This window comes from Nesterenkonia sp. YGD6, from assembly GCF_022565895.1.
In the GTDB taxonomy this organism is placed as follows: domain Bacteria; phylum Actinomycetota; class Actinomycetes; order Actinomycetales; family Micrococcaceae; genus Nesterenkonia.
On the sequence record NZ_JAJOYY010000002.1, the window covers coordinates 276598 to 292248 of the forward strand.

Genomic DNA, 15651 nt, shown 5'->3' on the forward strand with positions numbered 1-15651 from the left:
TGCTGCCTCGAGGGCCGACGCCAGCAGAACCGACGACGACGCCGGCGTGGGCTCTCAAGCCCGCGCCGGCGTCGTCGTGCGGTGGCGTCCTGAAGTGACGTCACATGGTGGAAGTCCCGCTCAGTCGAAGACTGGGGACTCCGTGCGTGAGCGCTTGAGCTCGAAGAAGTACGGGAACTGCGCCAGAGCCACGGCGCCGTCGAAGACCTTGCCGGCGTCCTCGCCGCGCGGAATCCGGGTGAGCACCGGACCGAAGAACGCGGTGCCCTGGAACGCCACGACCGGGGTGCCGACGTCCTGACCGACCAGGGAGATGCCCTTGTCGTGGGAGGCGCGCATCTCGGCGTCGTTCTTATCCGTCTTGGCCTCGGCGAGGAGGTCCTCCTGCAGGCCCACGGCGCGCAGCGCGTTGAGCGTGGCGGACTCGAAGTCCTTGTTGCCGTTGTTGTGGATCTCAGTGCCGGCGGCGGTGTAGAACTCGCCGACCTTGGCCTCACCGTGCTGCAGCGCGACAGCGGTGGCGGCGCGGGCGGGGACCCAGCGGGCGAGCTGCTCGGGATCTTCGGCCGGTGAGGGGTTCTTGGCCTCGTTGAGCACGCCCAGACTCATCACGTTCCAGTGCACCTCGATGTCGCGGACCTTCTCCGCCTCCAGGATCCAGCGTGATGTCACCCAGGCGAAGGGGCACAGCGGGTCAAACCAGAAATCGACGCGTTCAGCCATGAAGGACTCCTCTCGGCGCGGGGCATTCAGCCTCCGCGCACGGATCAGTGTTGGTTCGTGTCAGCTGCAGCTCGTGAACGGAGATGATTCTGCTGCAGATGCTTCTCGTGGTCACAACTGGGGCGCTGCTGATTCCATTCCTGCGGCGGCGCTGTCAGTGGCGCCACCTGTGCTCCCGGGATCAGATCGGATCCGCCCAGGTCACCTCAGAGCGGGGCGTCCTCTGCGATCGGGACTTCCAGGCCCAGGAGCGCATTCTCGGTGACCTCCATCAGGGCCGGATGGATCCAGTACTGGCCGCGGGCGGCGGTGTAGGCGTCCTGGCCGAAGCTCATCGCGTGGATGACCGGCTGGATCAGGTTCGAAGCCTGGTAGCCCATGACGTGGGCCCCGAGGATCTGGCCGGTGCGGCGGTCCGCGATCACCTTGAAGATCCCGCTGCCATCCTCCATCGCCCAGCCGTAGGCGGTGTCGCCGTACCTCTGGATCTTGGTGGTGAGGTGCTCCTCACCGATGGCTTGTGCCGCCTGCGCCTCGGTCGCCCCGACCTGGGCGATCTCGGGGAAGGAGAAGATCGCCGAGGGGATGGCCTCATGCCGTGAGGGCCGGATCCGGTCCGGATGCACCAGGTTGTGGGCGACCACCCGGGCCTCCTGATTCGCCACGTGCTTGAGCATCGCCTCGGAACTGACGTCGCCGAGCGCATAGAGGCCGTCCACGGGCTCGCCCTGCATGAGCACCCGCTGGTATTCATCCACCAAGAGGCGTCCGTCCGGGTGGACATCGAGCCCGACCTCTCGGGCACCGATGAGGTCGGTGTTCGGAGTGCGGCCGATGGCCACCAGGACCGCGTCCACGTCGTAGTGCTCGACCCGGCCGTCAGAGGTGACCAGCTCGACTCGCAGGCCCGGGCCGTGCTCGGAGATGCTCGTGATGGTGCGCTCGTAGTGCACGGTCCAGTTCTTCTCCGCCTCGGCCGTATAGGCCGCGGAGATGTCGTGGTCCAGTGCGGTCATCAGTCCGTGGCTGCGGTTGATCTGGACGACCTCTGTTCCGAAGCCTGAGAACACCCCTGCGAACTCGCAGGCGATGTAGCCGCCACCGAGGATCAGCAGCTTGTCGGGCCGCTGGTCGATGCGCATGATGGTGTCCGAGGTGTGCACCCCGGGGAGGCCTATGCCCGCGACGTCCGGGAGCACCGGACGGGAGCCGGCGGCGATGACCAGCTGGTCAGCCTCGGCCCGGACCCCTGATTCGGAGACGAAGGCGAAGGGCGGCTGGCTGAAGTCCCCGGTGAGCGTGACCTTCTCGGCGACGAGGTCGACGTTGTCCAGCTCGACCTCCCGGTAGTGCCGGCCGCCGGCCGAGATGGCGTCGATGCGGGAGAAGACCCGGTCCCGCATGGCGGGCCAGTCCACGTCGGTGGTCTCCTGGGTGACGTTGAGCCGGGCCGCTTCGACAGGCCCTCGGGCCAGCGCCGCCGGGCGGACGAACATCTTGGTGGGGATGCAGCCCACATTGAGGCAGGTGCCGCCGAAGGCTCCCGTGCCCCCTGCACCCTTGTCCGCCAGGACGACGCGTTTGTCATCCCAGAAGGGTGTGATCAGGGAGTTCCCGGAGCCGGAGCCGATGATGGAGAGGTCATAGTGGGCCATGCGGCCATCCTAGACGGGAACGTCGGACCGGCTTCACAGCGGCCTCGGGGGAATCCCTCGGCGGTCTGGTCGGTTGTCGTGGGCCGGCGGCGTCACCACTGGTGAACATCACCAGGACCTCGGTGGTGACCGCTGCGGCCGCCCATAACAATGTGACTAGTCCCAGTCAGCAGGAACGGCCAGCCCCCGATCGGGAACCTGGAGGTGCCGGCGCTGAAGAAGACGAGCGTTCTTGCACGCGGCTGACGTCCACGGCCACGAGCCGCGCTGCCAGACGAAGAAGCGCCCCATCCAGCTTGTGCCAGTCGGAAGTTCCTTCGGGCGCAGTGGAGCCCTTCGGCCGTCGCTGATGGAGTTACTGCTGTTCTTCGACGGTGACGGTCCAGTCGCTGTAGTTGGCCGCGGTGACGTCGAGGTAGTAGTTACCGGCGGAGCGGTAGATCATAGTCTCGCCGCTGTCTGAGCCGTTGAGCATGACTTCGGGAAGACCCCCGTCTTCAGTGAGGTTGCTGCCTTCGTCCATGAGATAAACACCGGCGATGCCGAAGTCGTCGTCTCCGTTGAATTCGTAGGAGAGCAGGACGTCGCCAGTGACCTCGAAGACCTCGCCACGCTGGTTGCCGGTTCCCGAGAGGGTGGCAACTTCTACCCATTCCCCGCTGGCCTCGACTTCTTCGGCAGGTGCCTCCTCCTCGGCGACCTCTTCCTCGATCTCTTCGATGTCGGCGTCTTCGACTGCGTCGTCTGCTTCGGCGATTGCCTCGATCTCCTCCTCAGCCTCTTCCTGGGATTCTTCGAGGTTCTGCATCTCGTCATCGACGCTGATGAAGATGGCTCCGGCCAATGCGACGCCGATGGTGGCGATAACCAGGCCGACGGCGCCGGTGACGACACCCGTGATGCCCTGGCCGCGGCCGCGACGCTTCACGACCGCGATGATGCCCAAGATGATGGCTAGGGGTGCGAGCAAGAAGTTGAGCAATCCAACAACGGGAATGAACGCGAAGACGATCCCCACGATGCCAAGGACCATTGCCGCGATGCCGATACCTGTCTTGGCTGGCGTCGGTGACACTGGTGAATACTGCTGATACGGGTCGTACTGTTGCGGGTTCTGCTGATACCGGTCAGACATGGTTGCCTCGTCAAGGTGGGGGACGTTGATGCGGGCGAGTGAAGCCGCGGTGGTTTGGCGCCGCACGGAATCACGTTAAAGGCTACGTGATACGAGTCACCATCGAGAAGCAAGAACGCTGCTGACTTCAGCATCATTGGTCTTCGTCATGGCGTCATCTCGCTGGACAAGGCAGACTAAACAACGTGCCAGTGAACGGCCATTCCCAGCGGACAGTCCGCGGCCCACTCCCCTAATCGTCAGAGAGCAGGATCCACATGATCTTCATCGTCGTGAAATTCCAGGTCAAGCCCGAATACGCAGAGAAGTGGCCAGCGATCACGGCTGAGTTCACCGAAGCCACGCGCGCCGAGCCCGGGAACAAGTGGTTCCAATGGTCCCGCAGCGTGGAGGACCCCAACGAGTATGTGCTCATCGAGGCCTTCGACGACGACGCCGCCGGTCCGCACGTGGAATCGGCGCACTTCCAGCGGGCGGTCAGCTCGGACGGCGCCATGGCAGAGGCCCTGGTCTCCACCCCGAAGATCATCTCCCGGCAGATCGAGGGTGAGGACTGGGAGGAGATGGGTGAGATGAAGATCAACTGACCCCGCTCTCGCTGCGCGGAGCGCCGGGGCAGGGAACACCGCAGATCATCCCTATGATGGGTAGCGTGCAGATCTTGAGCGTTTCCAGTCTGAAGGGCGGGGTCGGTAAGACCTCGGTCACCATGGGCCTTGCCTCGGCCGCCCTCCATCAGGGGGTGCGGACCCTCGTCGTCGACCTCGACCCCCATGCGGACTCCACCACCGGGCTCGCGGTCGCCCGCGGCACCGGCACGGAGGCAGGTCAGCTGCTGCGCGACGCCAAGCGCGCCAACCTCAGCGACCATGTGGTCCGCTCCGGCTGGGTGGATCTGCTCCCCCAGGAACATCGCTCCGACGCGACGCTGGACGTCGTCGTGGGCTCCGCGCTCTCCGCCGCATTCGATCGCCCCGATATCCGGCCCCGCGACATGCGGCGGCTGCGGCTGCTGCTGGATCGCGTCACCGGCTATGACCTGGTGCTCATCGACTGCCCGCCCTCGCTGGCCGGGCTGACCCGGATCGGCTGGTCGGCGTCCAACGGTGTGCTGATGGTGGCCGAGCCGAGCCTGTTCTCCGTGGCCGGCACAGAGCGTACGATGCGCGCCATCCGGATGTTCTCCAACGAGTACGCGCCGCAGCTCAAGTCGGCCGGTGTGGTGGTCAACCGTGTCCGCGCGGACTCCGCCGAGCACGAGTACCGGCTGCTCGAGATGGAACGGCTCTACAAGGACAAGCTGATGCTTCCGGTCCTGGAGGAGAACCCCTTCTGGCAGCAGATCCAGGGCGCGGCCTACCCGGTGCACCAGTGGCCGAGCGATCAGGTCAGGGACCTGGCGAGGTCCTTCGACCAGCTGCTTGAGCAGCTGGTCTGAGCGGTCTCGCCTGGATCGCACTCAGGTGCACCGAGACTCCGCCCCTCGATGGAGACGGGTGGGGCACTAAGAGGCTTGGGAGCGGCGGGCTCTGAGCTGGGCAAGCTCGTCGCCGGCGGAACCGAAGGCTTCGAGCTCGGGGACCGCGTCGGGCTCGGTGCGCTCACGCGGGAGCTCCACCAGGCTGGCCTCGACTTCGCGCCAGACGCGGCCTACGGCGATGCCGAAGACTCCCTGTCCGCCCTGCACGAGGTCGATGACCTCGTCGGCGGAGGTGCATTCATAGACCGAGGCACCGTCTGACATCAGGGTGATCTGCGCGAGGTCATCGACGCCGCGTTCGCGCAGGTGCTCGATCGCGCTGCGGATCTGCTGGAGCGAGACGCCGGTGTCCAGCAGGCGTTTGACGACTTTCAGGACCAGGACGTCGCGGAAGGAATAGAGACGCGCCGAGCCGGACCCGGCGGCGTTGCGCATGGAGGGCTGGACAAGCTTCGTGCGCGCCCAGTAGTCCAACTGGCGGTAGGTGATTCCGGCGGCGGCGCAGGCGACCGGACCGCGGTAGCCCAGCTCCTCGTCGAGCTCGGGCAGGCCGTCACTGAACAGGGGCTGCTGGGCAGCCGCCTGCCCTGGCCGAACACGCTCAGTGCCCGCGTGCGATTCTGGACCCACCTGGTACCCTCCTGAAGTGCTCGACTCCGCCGGGGAAGCGCGTCCCTGCGACGCGAGAGCGACGAGGAAGGTGCGTGCGAGAGTCTTGTCCCTTGACGGTATTGCCGCAGCCGCTATGGGTCAAAGACATTTGAAATTTACTCTACGGCGTGTCGCGCGATTGCACTAGTCTCGCGCCCGCAGCGGGCCTGCTTCACTGGAAATCCTCCGGCTCGGCGTTGTCCAGGAACCGGCGGAACTCCTTGATCTCATCCTCGGAGATGGGACGCTGCCCGGTGGCGGCGGTGCGCGGGGTGATCCCGACCCGAGTGAGCATCTCGCGGTCCATGGTGACCAGGCACTGCACCCGCACCGCCACTGCGATGGCGTCTGAGGCCCGGGCATCGAAGCTGCGACCACTGCCCAGCGTGATGGTCCCGCGGTAGGTCGAGGAGTCGAGCATGCCGATCTCCACGGAGCGCACTCCCGAGCCGAGCCTGGTCATGACCTCGGCGAGCAGGTCGTGAGTCATCGGCCGGGGCGGGACCTTCTTCTCCATCGCCATGGCGACGGCATTGGCCTCGGCAGGTCCAACCAGGACGGCCACATGGAGATTCTCCAGTCCGGGTTCGGCGCCTCGAAGCACCACCACAGGCTGTTTCGATGGAAGCTCGATCCGAACTCCCACGACATCCAGCGGCACAAGCTGGCTCTCCATGATCCAAGTCTAGGTCAGTTTTTGTCCAACTGCTCGACCGATGTGTCCATGATTGAAGCTCGCAGGTCTTTCAGGCACTGGAGCATCTCCTTGGAGGACTCTGCCACCCGCGCTCGGGCGGCGGTGTCCTTGCGGGCGGCATGCGGGGCCATGGCGCGCGCGATCAGGTCCAGCTCATTGTCCGCGGAGCGCCGGATGTTGACCAGGTGCTTCGGTTCAAGCCCATAGCGTGCCAGCACCCGGACCGCCTTGACGGCCTTGAGATCGTGGTGGCTGTAGTTGCCCTCGCCATCGGCCTGGATGATGCGGAACTTCTCCAGCGTGTCGAGCATCCCGCGCGTGGCGCCGGAGTGGGCGCGCAGCTCCTTGCGGCACATCGGCCGGATGCGTCCGGTGATCTGAGCTGCCATCTCATCGGTGACTTCACGGGGACCCACCGGAGGCGCCTGCGGCAGCTCTTCGGGGGTCTCGCCTGAGTCGATGACGTCCATCGTCTGCTTGATGACGTCCAGCGGCATGTACCGGTCGCGCTGCAGCGCCAGGATGAAGCGCAGCCGCTCGACGTCGGAGGCACAGTACTTGCGGTAGCCCGAGGCGGTCCGGGCCGGTTCCACCAGATCGCGCTCCTCGAGGAAGCGCAGCTTCGATGCGGTGAGATCCGGGAATTCGTTCTGCAGCTCCCGCAGGACTTCAGAGATGGTGAAGACATGCTTGGCGGCGCGCTCGGTCGAGGGCGGGGCCGGTTTCGGCTTCGACTTCGACGCTGCGGAAGCACTCACTGCGTGTCCTCTTTCGGGCTGTGGGGAAGGGACGAGATCGGCTTCAGGATAACGTTCCCCTCCGGTCCGCCCTGGGATCTCGAGTCACCGGTCAGTCGGATTCTTTGGATCCGGCATAGAAGGTCAGCCGGAATTTGCCGATCTGCACCTCGTCACCTGGCCTCAACGCATACTCGTCCACGCGGTCGTGGTTCACGTATGTGCCGTTGAGGCTGCCGAGATCCCGGATCTGGAAGCCCAGACCCTCCCGATCCAGTTCTACGTGACGCCGTGACACGGTGACATCGTCGAGGAAGATCCCCGCCTCCGGATGCCTGCCTACAGTGGTCAGGTCCTGATCCAACAAGAACCGAGCTCCCTGATTGGCGCCGCTGTGGGCGATCAGCAGAGCGGAGTTCTTGGGCAGCGCCGCGATGGCCTGCTTGTCATCCTCAGATAGGTGAGGCTCCCCCGCGTGCGCATCGGCTGGCGGCAACGAGATGCTCGTCGTCTCCGCCGCACTCTGACTGCTGTCATGTTCTCGCGTGCTCTCCACGTCGCCTCCTCTCGCCGGCCTGCCTGCTGGCGGCCTTCAGCCTACTTGGTTTTTGTAATCCTCGGCAGAGAGCAGCGAATCTGCCCCCGAGGATTCTGCGAGCTTGATCTCGAACAGCCAGCCCGCGGCGTAGGGGGCCGAGTTCACGGCACCGGGGTTCTCGTCGAGATCCGTGTTGACGGAGACGATCTCTCCCGCGACCGGCGCGAAGATGTCTGATACAGATTTGGTGGATTCGACCTCGCCGACCACATCACCGGAGGCGACGGTAGCGCCGACCTCGGGGTGCTCCACGTAGACGACCTCACCGAGGGCGTCCTGAGCGAAGTCGGTGATGCCCACGCGCACCACGAGTGAATCCTCGGTGGTGCCGATCCATTCGTGCTCGGCACTGTACTTGAAATCTTCGGGGACGGTGCTCATGCTTGCGCTCCAACTCTTCGGCCTGGTGTTGACTGCTCAGCGGACAGCCGCCTCGCGGCGGTCTGTCCTGCTGAGCGTCAGGTCTGTCTGCGAACAACTTAGCACCCCAGGCCGACCTGACGGTATGACCCCGCAGGTCAACCGGGACGGCGGCGCTCCGGTCAGCCCTGCCGGGCGACGAACCGCTCGGCGTCGCGCTTGCGGTCCTCGCGGGCCTCGCGAGTGAGCTCCGCGCCGGCTTCTTCGTCCCGGGTGAGGTTCTCCCCGGTGGCTGGGTCGAAGAGGTGCATCCTGCGGGTGTCCAGCCAGAGCTCGGCCGTGTCACCGCTGCGGAAGCGCGAGGTCGCATCGACCTCGACCACGAGCTGCGTGCGCAGCTCGTCGGCGTCCATCTCTTCGGCGAGGTTGCGCAGCGTCTCGTGGACCCGTTCGTCGGTCTCGTAGGAGACATAGGCGTACTGCTCATTGCCCATCCACTCGCTGTGGCTGATCTCTGCGGTGAAGGTCGTGCCCTTGGAGAGCTGAGCCTCGCTGAGCTGGGAGGCATCGTCGAAGAACTCCGGGCGGATGCCCGCCAGGACGATGTCGCGCCCTTCGCCCGCCTTTGCCGCACGGTCGGGGATCTCGATCTTGCCCAGCGGAGTGGAGAAGACATTGCCCTCCACGGTGCCGGGCAGGAAGTTCATCGACGGTGAGCCGATGAATCCGGCGACGAAGAGGTTCGCCGGCTGCTCATAGAGCTCCCGCGGGGAGGCGATCTGCTGGAGCAGACCCTTCTTCAGCACTGCCACCCGGTCCCCCAGGGTCATCGCCTCGGTCTGATCGTGGGTGACGTAGACGCTGGTGGTGTTGAGCTCACGCTGGAGCCTGGCGATCTCTGCGCGCATCTGCCCGCGGAGCTTCGCATCGAGGTTCGAGAGCGGCTCATCGAAGAGGAACGCGTCGGCCTCGCGGACGATCGCGCGGCCCATGGCCACACGCTGACGCTGACCGCCGGAGAGATTCGCCGGCTTGCGGTCCAGGTGCTCGGTGAGCTCGAGCATGGTTGCCGCGTGGCGGACCTTCTCATCGATCTCTTCCTTGGTGAACTTCCCCTTGGTCAGCCGCATCGGGAACGCGATGTTCTCGTAGACGGTCAGGTGCGGGTAGAGCGCGTAGCTCTGGAAGACCATGGCGAGGTTGCGTTCGCGCGGGGCCTTCTCATTGACGCGCTCCCCGCCGATGAGCAGGTCACCCTCGGTGATGTCCTCGAGGCCCACGATCATGCGCAGCAGCGTGGACTTTCCGCAGCCGGAGGGTCCCACCAGGATGATGAACTCGCCGTCTTCGATGTCTATGGAGATGTCGTTGACAGCTGGGAAGCCATCGTCGTATTTCTTGACGAGATTCTTAAGCGTGATGGATGACATTGCAGTGGAGTCCTTATCTACTCAGCCCTTGACGGCGCCCTGGGTCAGTCCGGATACGATCTGGCGCTGGAAGAGCAGCACCAGAACGACGACGGGGATGGTCACGACGATGGCAGCCGCGGAGATTGCGCCGGTGGGTTCCTCGAACTGGGAAGCCCCGGTGAAGAAGGCCAGCGCCGCAGGAACGGGTCTGGCGGCTTCGGTGGAGGTCAGCGAGATCCCATAGACGAAGTCGTTCCAGGCGATGAAGAACGCGATGATCGCGGTGGTGAATACACCGGGCATGGCCAGCGGCACGATCGCTCGTCGGAAGGCCTGCCACTGGGTGGCGCCGTCCACCTGCGCCGCCTGCTCGAGGTCCCAGGGGATCTGCCGGAAGAACGCGGCGAGCGTCCAGATCGAGATCGGCAGCGTCAGCGACAGATACGGGATGATCAGCCCGAGCCAGGTGTCATAGAGCCCGATGTTGCGCCACAGGTTGAACAGCGGAATGACCACTGAGATCACGGGGAAGACCGACACCGCCAGAGCGGATCCGAGGATGATCTTCTTGCCCGGAAAGTCCAGCCGCGCGATGGCGTAGGCACACAGGGTGGCCAGCACCACGGCGATGAAGGTGGCGATCAGGGTGATGCCGATGGAGTTGCGCAGCGCCGTGAGGAACAGGCCCTGGGCGTCCCCGAAGAGGATCATCTCGTAGTTCGCCCAGGTGGGGCTGCCAGGCAGGAAGGAGGCAGTGCCGAGGTCCGCCTGAGTCTTGAAGCTGGTGGCCAGGATCGCGGCCACTGGGAACAGTGCATAGACCAGGACGACGACGCTCAGCACCGTCCATCCCAGGCGCTGCTTTCCGGTGAGCTTGCCGTTGGAGGCCATCTCTACTTACCTCCCTTGGAGTCGGTGCCGCTGGCGAGATCGACCTTGAACAACTTGATCGCGATGACACAGATCAGCAGCACGCAGATGAAGAGGATGACCGAGACCGCGGAGCCGAGTCCGATCTCCAACCGTCCGATGGAGGTCCGATAGGCCAGCAGCGAGAGCACCTCGGTGCCCGCGGCGCCATTGGTCATGATGAAGACGTTGTCGAATATTCGGAAGGCGTCCAGTGCGCGGAAGAGCACTGCGACCATGATCGCAGCCTTCATGTTGGGCAGGATCACCCGGGTCATCTGCTGACGCCAGCTGGCGCCGTCGACCTTGGAGGCTTCGACGAGCTCATCGGGGACCTGGGCGAGGCCCGCCAGGAGCAGCAGGGCGATGAACGGGGTCGTCTTCCAGATCTCCGAGGCCATGATCACGGTGATCGCCGTGCCGAAGTTGGCGAACCAGTCGAGGTCGCTGTCGATCCCGGGGACCCAGCCGAACCAGTTGTTCACGAAGCCTGAGTTGATGTCGAACATGTAGAACCAGGCGAAGGCGGAGACCACGGTGATGATGCCGTAGGGAACGAGGATTGCGGTGCGCAGCGCCCCACGGATCCGCTTCAGCGCCTTATGCATCACCAGCGCCAGCGCGAAGCCGAGGACCAGCTCGACAGCCACGGTGACCACGGTGACCAGCAAGGTCACCAGCAGCGCCCGCCAGAAGACCCCGGTGTCGGAGAGGATCGTCAGGTAGTTCTGCAGGAACACGAAGGAGCGCTCATCCGGTGCCGTCAGGCGGAAGGAGAACATCGAATCGTAGATGGCCTGCGCGATCGGGTAGGCAGTGACCGCGAGCATGACGAAGAACGCTGGTCCCGCGATGAGCCAGCCCAGGCGAGCCTCTGACTTCGCGCGGTTGGTCCGTTTCGCGTTGTTGCCGTTCTTGCGGTCTGCGCTCTTGCCTTTGGATGACTCGGCGCTCTCGCGCTTCTGCCTCCGCGAGGTTTCTGGTGCGGTCGTCACAGGAGACGCTCCCCTCTGAGCACTTCAACGATGAAGGCATCGGTCTGCGCGGGGGTCTGCTCGGCGCGGACCCCGGAGATGGGTGTGAAGTCTTGCTGGATCGCGGTGGAGATCTCGTTGTAGAAGGGAGTCTGAGGTCTCGGGGCTGCATTTTCGAGCGCCTCCCGGATGGCGTCGGCCATCGGGAAGTTGTCCTCGAGGGCTGGATCCTCGTAGGCGGCCTCCGATGACGGCGGGTTGCCGTTGGTGATGAAGTACTCCGTCTGGTTCTCCGGCTGCACGATGCACTCGATGGCCTCGAAGGCGAGATCCTGGTTGAGGGAGTCGGCGCCCACCGCGAGGTTGATTCCGCCCAGCGGAGGCGCGGACGGGGTGTCCTCGTCGACGCGGGGGTACTGCGCCCAGCCGATGTCATCGACGAGCTCCTCGTCCAGTGCACCTTCCTCGGCGGCTGCGTTTGTCGCCGGCCAGACGAAGGGCCAGTTGACCATGAAGGAGCCCTCATCTCGCTGGAACAGCAGCATCGACTGGTTCTCATCCATGGAGGCGACTCCGGGCCCTGCCAGACCTTCGGTGCCGATCAGGCCGATGATCTCCGCGGCCCGCATCCCTTGCTCAGTGTCGAGGTTGGTCTGCAGCTCTGCGGCAGGGGCCTCGGGGTTCGCCAGGATCGACTCGTCCTGGGACTCCACCAGCGCGTTGAGCCAGACCGTCATGGACTCGGCCCGGACCCCCTGGACGCCGAGGAGCTTGTCCTGCTCGAGCGCGGTGTCGATGACCTGGTCCCAGGTGATCGGCTGCTCCATGTCCAGACCTGCTTCTTCGACCACAGATTTGCGGTACCAGAGGAGCTGCGTGTTGGCCCAGAACGGGACGGTGACCAGTTCGTCGTTCCACATCGCGCCGGCCAGCGCTCCTTCGAGGGTGTCCTCGGTGGTGCGTTCAGCGACGTCGTCCGGGACCGGGGCCAGGAATTCGGGCTCCGCAAGTTCAGGGATGAACGGGGGGTCCAGGGACATGATGTCCAGCGATGAGTCGTTGGCCGCCAGACGGCGGGCCAGCTGTTCCCGCTGGGAGGGGGCGTCGGCCGGGAGCAGCGACGTCTGGATCACGTAGGCGCCCTCTGCTTCTTCGGTGCAGACCTGCGCGAGGGCCACCTGTCCGCCGTCGTCCGGGTTGATGTACCAGGTGAGGACCGGCACGTCCTCACTGTCCGAGCAGCCGCTCAGCAGGATGGCCGCCGCGAGTGCGGCGCCTGATGCGCGAGCCGTCCGTCCCCTGCGCGGGGAGCCTTGGGATTCACCCATGAATCTTCCACCTCTCGTCACCCGGCGTGGTGGCCCGGCCACTTAATGTGGCCTAGGTCACTACGTGTGAGCGAGCCTACACCTCAGCTCCCGTCCAGCAAATAGACAGGCGCAAAAAAGGGTCGAAGAGGCAGGTCAGGCGGATTTCTTGCGGAACTTTTTGGCTTCGGACAGGGTGACCAGCTCCGCCTCGGCGCCCTCGCGGACCACGGCTGCGGTGATGGTCACCGAGGCGACGTCATCGCGGGAGGGCAGCTCGAACATCACAGGTCCCAGCACATTCTCCAGGATGGATCGCAGACCGCGCGCACCGGTGCCACGCAGCTCCGCCTGCTCCACCACGGCGCCCAGCGCCTCGGGGGTGAACTCGAGCTCGATCCCGTCGATGGAGAAGATCTTCTGGTACTGCTTGACCAATGCATTCCGGGGCTTGGTCAGGATGTCGGTGAGCGCCGCGGCGTCGAGCTGTTCGACCGTGGCGATGACCGGGAGCCGCCCGATGAGTTCGGGGATGAGCCCGAACTTGTGCAGGTCCTCCGGTTCGACGTCCGCGTAGCTGGCCTCGCTCTTGGTGATCGTCGACAGCGGTGCGCCGAAGCCGATCCCCTTGCGGCCGGCCCGTGACTCGATGAGCTCCTCAAGACCGGCGAAGGCACCGGCGACGATGAACAGGATGTTCGAGGTGTCGATCTGGATGAATTCCTGCTGGGGGTGCTTGCGTCCACCCTGCGGGGCCACCGAGGCTACCGTCCCCTCGAGGATCTTCAGCAGGGCCTGCTGGACGCCCTCACCGGAGACGTCGCGGGTGATGGAGGGGTTCTCCGACTTTCGCGAGATCTTATCGATCTCGTCGATGTAGATGATGCCCTGCTCGGCCTTCTTGACGTCTCCGTCGGCGGCCTGGATGAGCTTCAGCAGGATGTTCTCCACGTCTTCCCCGACGTAGCCGGCCTCGGTGAGGCTGGTGGCATCGGCGACGATGAAGGGCACCTGGAGCTTCCTGGCCAGAGACTGCGCCAGGTAGGTCTTTCCTGAGCCGGTCGGGCCGACCATCATGATGTTGGACTTGCCGATCTCGACGTCGTCCAGCGGGCCCTTCTCCAGAGAAGTGGTCTTCTTCGCCGAACCTGTGGCCTGGATACGCTTGTAATGGTTGTGCACGGCCACAGAGAGGGTGCGCTTGGCCTTGTCCTGCCCGACCACGTACTCGTCGAGGAAATCATAGATCTCACGCGGTTTGGGCAGCTCGAAATCGTCGGGCTCCTGGACCTCATTGAGGTATTCCTCGATGATCTCGTTGCAGAGCTCGATGCACTCGTCGCAGATGTAGACGCCGGGGCCAGCGATCAGCTTGTACCGGACCTGCTTCTGGCTCTTGCCGCAGAACGAGCACTTGAGCAGATCTGCGCTCTCACCGATACGTGCCATGGACGTGGATCCCCTTCGGAACTGTTGTGCTTTCGGCTCTAGCGTACTTCAGGGCGCTGACACGTTCGGGGACGTTCCTGTGGAACGTCCCCGAACGGGTCGCATCTTGTCGCTGAAAAGCGTCAGAGTGGGAGCTTGCGGGAGGCCAGAACCTCATCCACCAGGCCGTAGTCCTTCGCGCCGGCGGCGGAGAGGAACTTGTCACGGTCGATGTCCTCGGCGATCTCGTCCGGGGACTTCTTGGTGAGGTCTCCCAGCACGTCTTCCATCCAGGTGCGGATGCGCCGCACCTCATCGGCCTGGATCTGCAGATCCGTGGCGGTGCCACGGGTGCCGCCCACGGCGGGCTGGTGGATCAGCACGCGCGCGTTGGGCAGGGCCAGCCGCTTGCCGGGCGTGCCGGCGGCGAGCAGCACCGCGGCTGCGGAGGCTGCCTGACCCAGGCAGACCGTCTGGATGTGCGGCCGGACGAACTGCATCGTGTCGTAGATGGCGGTCATGGCCGTGAACGATCCGCCCGGGGAGTTGATGTAGAGCGTGATGTCGCGCTCGGAGTCCATCGACTCCAGCACGAGAAGCTGCGCCATGATGTCATCGGCCGAGGCGTCGTCGACCTGGCTGCCCAGGAACACGATGCGATCTTCGAAGAGCTTCGCGTAGGGGTCCTGGCGCTTGAAGCCGTAGGGGGTGCGCTCCTCGAAGGAGGGAAGGATATAGCGTGAATCCGGCATGGCGGGGCCGGTTGGCTGCGCCGAGGGAAGGCCTGGTGCCGAAGGATCAAGTGGGTTCATGTCAGATGTGCTCCTGTGGTCCTGGTGCGAATCGTTGGCTGAGGGTGATCTGCTCCCGTGAGGGCTCAGACTCCCCCGCCGCCGGAGACGGTGGAAGACCGCTGGGCGATCTTGTCGAAGAATCCATACGCAAGGCCATCCTCAGCGGTGAACCACTTGTCGCGTGCGTTGTCCCGCAGGATCGTCTCAATGCTCTGGCCGGTCTGATCGGCGGTGAGCTCAGCCATGACCTGCTTCATGTGCTGGATCAGCTGCGCCTGGATGCGGACGTCAGACTCGGTGCCGCCGATGCCGCCGGAGGGCTGGTGCATCAGGATGCGCGCATGCGGGGTGGCGAAGCGCTTGCCCGGGGTGCCCGAGGAGAGCAGGAACTGTCCCATCGAGGCGGCAAGACCGGTGGCGACGGTGACGATGTCGTTCGGGATGAACTTCATCGTGTCGTAGATCGCCATGCCCGCGGTCACGGATCCACCTGGGGAGTTGATGTAGAGGTAGATGTCCTTCTCGGTGTCTTCGGCGGAGAGAAGGAGCAGCTGGGAACAGATGGCGTTGGCGTTGTCGTCGCGGACCTCTGAACCGAGCCAGATGATCCGTTCTTTGAGCAGACGGTTGTAGATATAGTCGTCGCGGGACGCGGCGTCCACGCTGGACATGCTCGGCAGGCTCTGGGTCATGGACTCATCCTCCACTGGTGGGTCAAGCTGGGGTCGGCACTGGAAGTGCCCTCGGCAAGAACATTACTGGTTGTTCCGCTCCAGGTGAGCCCCTGGCGC

The 15651-nt window shown here is 64.8% G+C and carries 17 protein-coding genes; 2 read left to right on the forward strand and 15 right to left on the reverse strand.

Annotated elements, in window-relative coordinates; translation table 11 throughout:
- Positions 1-120: 120 nt before the first annotated feature.
- From LTI14_RS04625 to LTI14_RS04635, 3 genes are all read right to left on the reverse strand, one after another.
- Positions 121-723 (reverse strand): mycothiol-dependent nitroreductase Rv2466c family protein, encoded by a 603-nt coding sequence (locus tag LTI14_RS04625; RefSeq protein ID WP_241475945.1) that lies wholly within the window; start codon positions 721-723, stop codon positions 121-123.
- Between the two features lie 206 nt (positions 724-929).
- A complete protein-coding gene (locus LTI14_RS04630) occupies positions 930-2378 on the reverse strand; it encodes a mycothione reductase (RefSeq protein ID WP_241475946.1) in 1449 nt (482 codons plus the stop codon).
- Between the two features lie 355 nt (positions 2379-2733).
- Positions 2734-3579, reverse strand: coding sequence for a DUF4190 domain-containing protein (locus LTI14_RS04635; protein ID WP_241475947.1), 846 nt, complete (start codon positions 3577-3579; stop codon positions 2734-2736).
- 191 nt (positions 3580-3770) lie between these two features.
- Between LTI14_RS04635 and LTI14_RS04640 the strand changes: the two genes are divergently transcribed.
- Both LTI14_RS04640 and LTI14_RS04645 read left to right on the forward strand, forming a co-directional pair.
- Complete coding sequence (locus LTI14_RS04640) at positions 3771-4100, forward strand: putative quinol monooxygenase (protein ID WP_241475948.1); 330 nt, start codon at positions 3771-3773, stop codon at positions 4098-4100.
- Between the two features lie 65 nt (positions 4101-4165).
- Entirely contained in the window at positions 4166-4951 is a 786-nt protein-coding gene (locus LTI14_RS04645) for a ParA family protein (protein WP_241464971.1), read from the forward strand.
- A gap of 66 nt (positions 4952-5017) precedes the next feature.
- Here the strand turns inward: LTI14_RS04645 and LTI14_RS04650 are convergent, their stop codons facing one another.
- The 12 genes from LTI14_RS04650 to LTI14_RS04705 all read right to left on the reverse strand — a co-directional run bounded on the left by LTI14_RS04650 (position 5018) and on the right by LTI14_RS04705 (position 15552).
- The gene (locus LTI14_RS04650) at positions 5018-5623 is read right to left on the reverse strand and encodes a MerR family transcriptional regulator (protein WP_342357718.1); all 606 of its coding nucleotides are present in this window, start codon (positions 5621-5623) and stop codon (positions 5018-5020) included.
- 193 nt (positions 5624-5816) lie between these two features.
- Positions 5817-6320, reverse strand: coding sequence for a bifunctional nuclease family protein (locus tag LTI14_RS04655; protein ID WP_241464972.1), 504 nt, complete (start codon positions 6318-6320; stop codon positions 5817-5819).
- A 14-nt stretch (positions 6321-6334) separates the two neighbouring features.
- Positions 6335-7099, reverse strand: a complete 765-nt coding sequence (gene ftsR, locus LTI14_RS04660) for a transcriptional regulator FtsR (protein WP_241464973.1) — start codon at positions 7097-7099, stop codon at positions 6335-6337.
- A gap of 91 nt (positions 7100-7190) precedes the next feature.
- Positions 7191-7634: an FHA domain-containing protein gene (locus tag LTI14_RS04665; RefSeq protein WP_241475949.1), complete on the reverse strand. Its 444-nt coding sequence runs from the start codon at positions 7632-7634 to the stop codon at positions 7191-7193.
- Positions 7635-7670: 36 nt separating this feature from the next.
- On the reverse strand, positions 7671-8057 hold the full coding sequence (gene gcvH, locus LTI14_RS04670) for a glycine cleavage system protein GcvH (RefSeq protein ID WP_241464975.1): 387 nt from the start codon (positions 8055-8057) through the stop codon (positions 7671-7673).
- A 161-nt stretch (positions 8058-8218) separates the two neighbouring features.
- Positions 8219-9466 carry an ABC transporter ATP-binding protein gene (locus tag LTI14_RS04675; RefSeq protein ID WP_241464976.1) on the reverse strand — a complete coding sequence of 416 codons (1248 nt, stop codon included), beginning with the start codon at positions 9464-9466 and terminating at the stop codon, positions 8219-8221.
- A gap of 21 nt (positions 9467-9487) precedes the next feature.
- Complete coding sequence (locus LTI14_RS04680; protein ID WP_241464977.1) at positions 9488-10339, reverse strand: carbohydrate ABC transporter permease; 852 nt, start codon at positions 10337-10339, stop codon at positions 9488-9490.
- A 2-nt stretch (positions 10340-10341) separates the two neighbouring features.
- Entirely contained in the window at positions 10342-11352 is a 1011-nt protein-coding gene (locus LTI14_RS04685) for a carbohydrate ABC transporter permease (protein WP_241464978.1), read from the reverse strand.
- Positions 11349-12659: an extracellular solute-binding protein gene (locus LTI14_RS04690; RefSeq protein WP_241464979.1), complete on the reverse strand. Its 1311-nt coding sequence runs from the start codon at positions 12657-12659 to the stop codon at positions 11349-11351. The genes LTI14_RS04685 and LTI14_RS04690 overlap by 4 nt, the downstream gene beginning before the upstream one ends.
- A 135-nt stretch (positions 12660-12794) precedes the next feature.
- The gene (gene clpX, locus LTI14_RS04695) at positions 12795-14087 is read right to left on the reverse strand and encodes an ATP-dependent Clp protease ATP-binding subunit ClpX (protein WP_241464980.1); all 1293 of its coding nucleotides are present in this window, start codon (positions 14085-14087) and stop codon (positions 12795-12797) included.
- Between the two features lie 122 nt (positions 14088-14209).
- Positions 14210-14878 (reverse strand): ATP-dependent Clp protease proteolytic subunit, encoded by a 669-nt coding sequence (locus LTI14_RS04700; protein ID WP_274615902.1) that lies wholly within the window; start codon positions 14876-14878, stop codon positions 14210-14212.
- Between the two features lie 65 nt (positions 14879-14943).
- Positions 14944-15552: an ATP-dependent Clp protease proteolytic subunit gene (locus tag LTI14_RS04705; RefSeq protein ID WP_241464981.1), complete on the reverse strand. Its 609-nt coding sequence runs from the start codon at positions 15550-15552 to the stop codon at positions 14944-14946.
- Between the last annotated feature and the right edge of the window lie 99 nt (positions 15553-15651).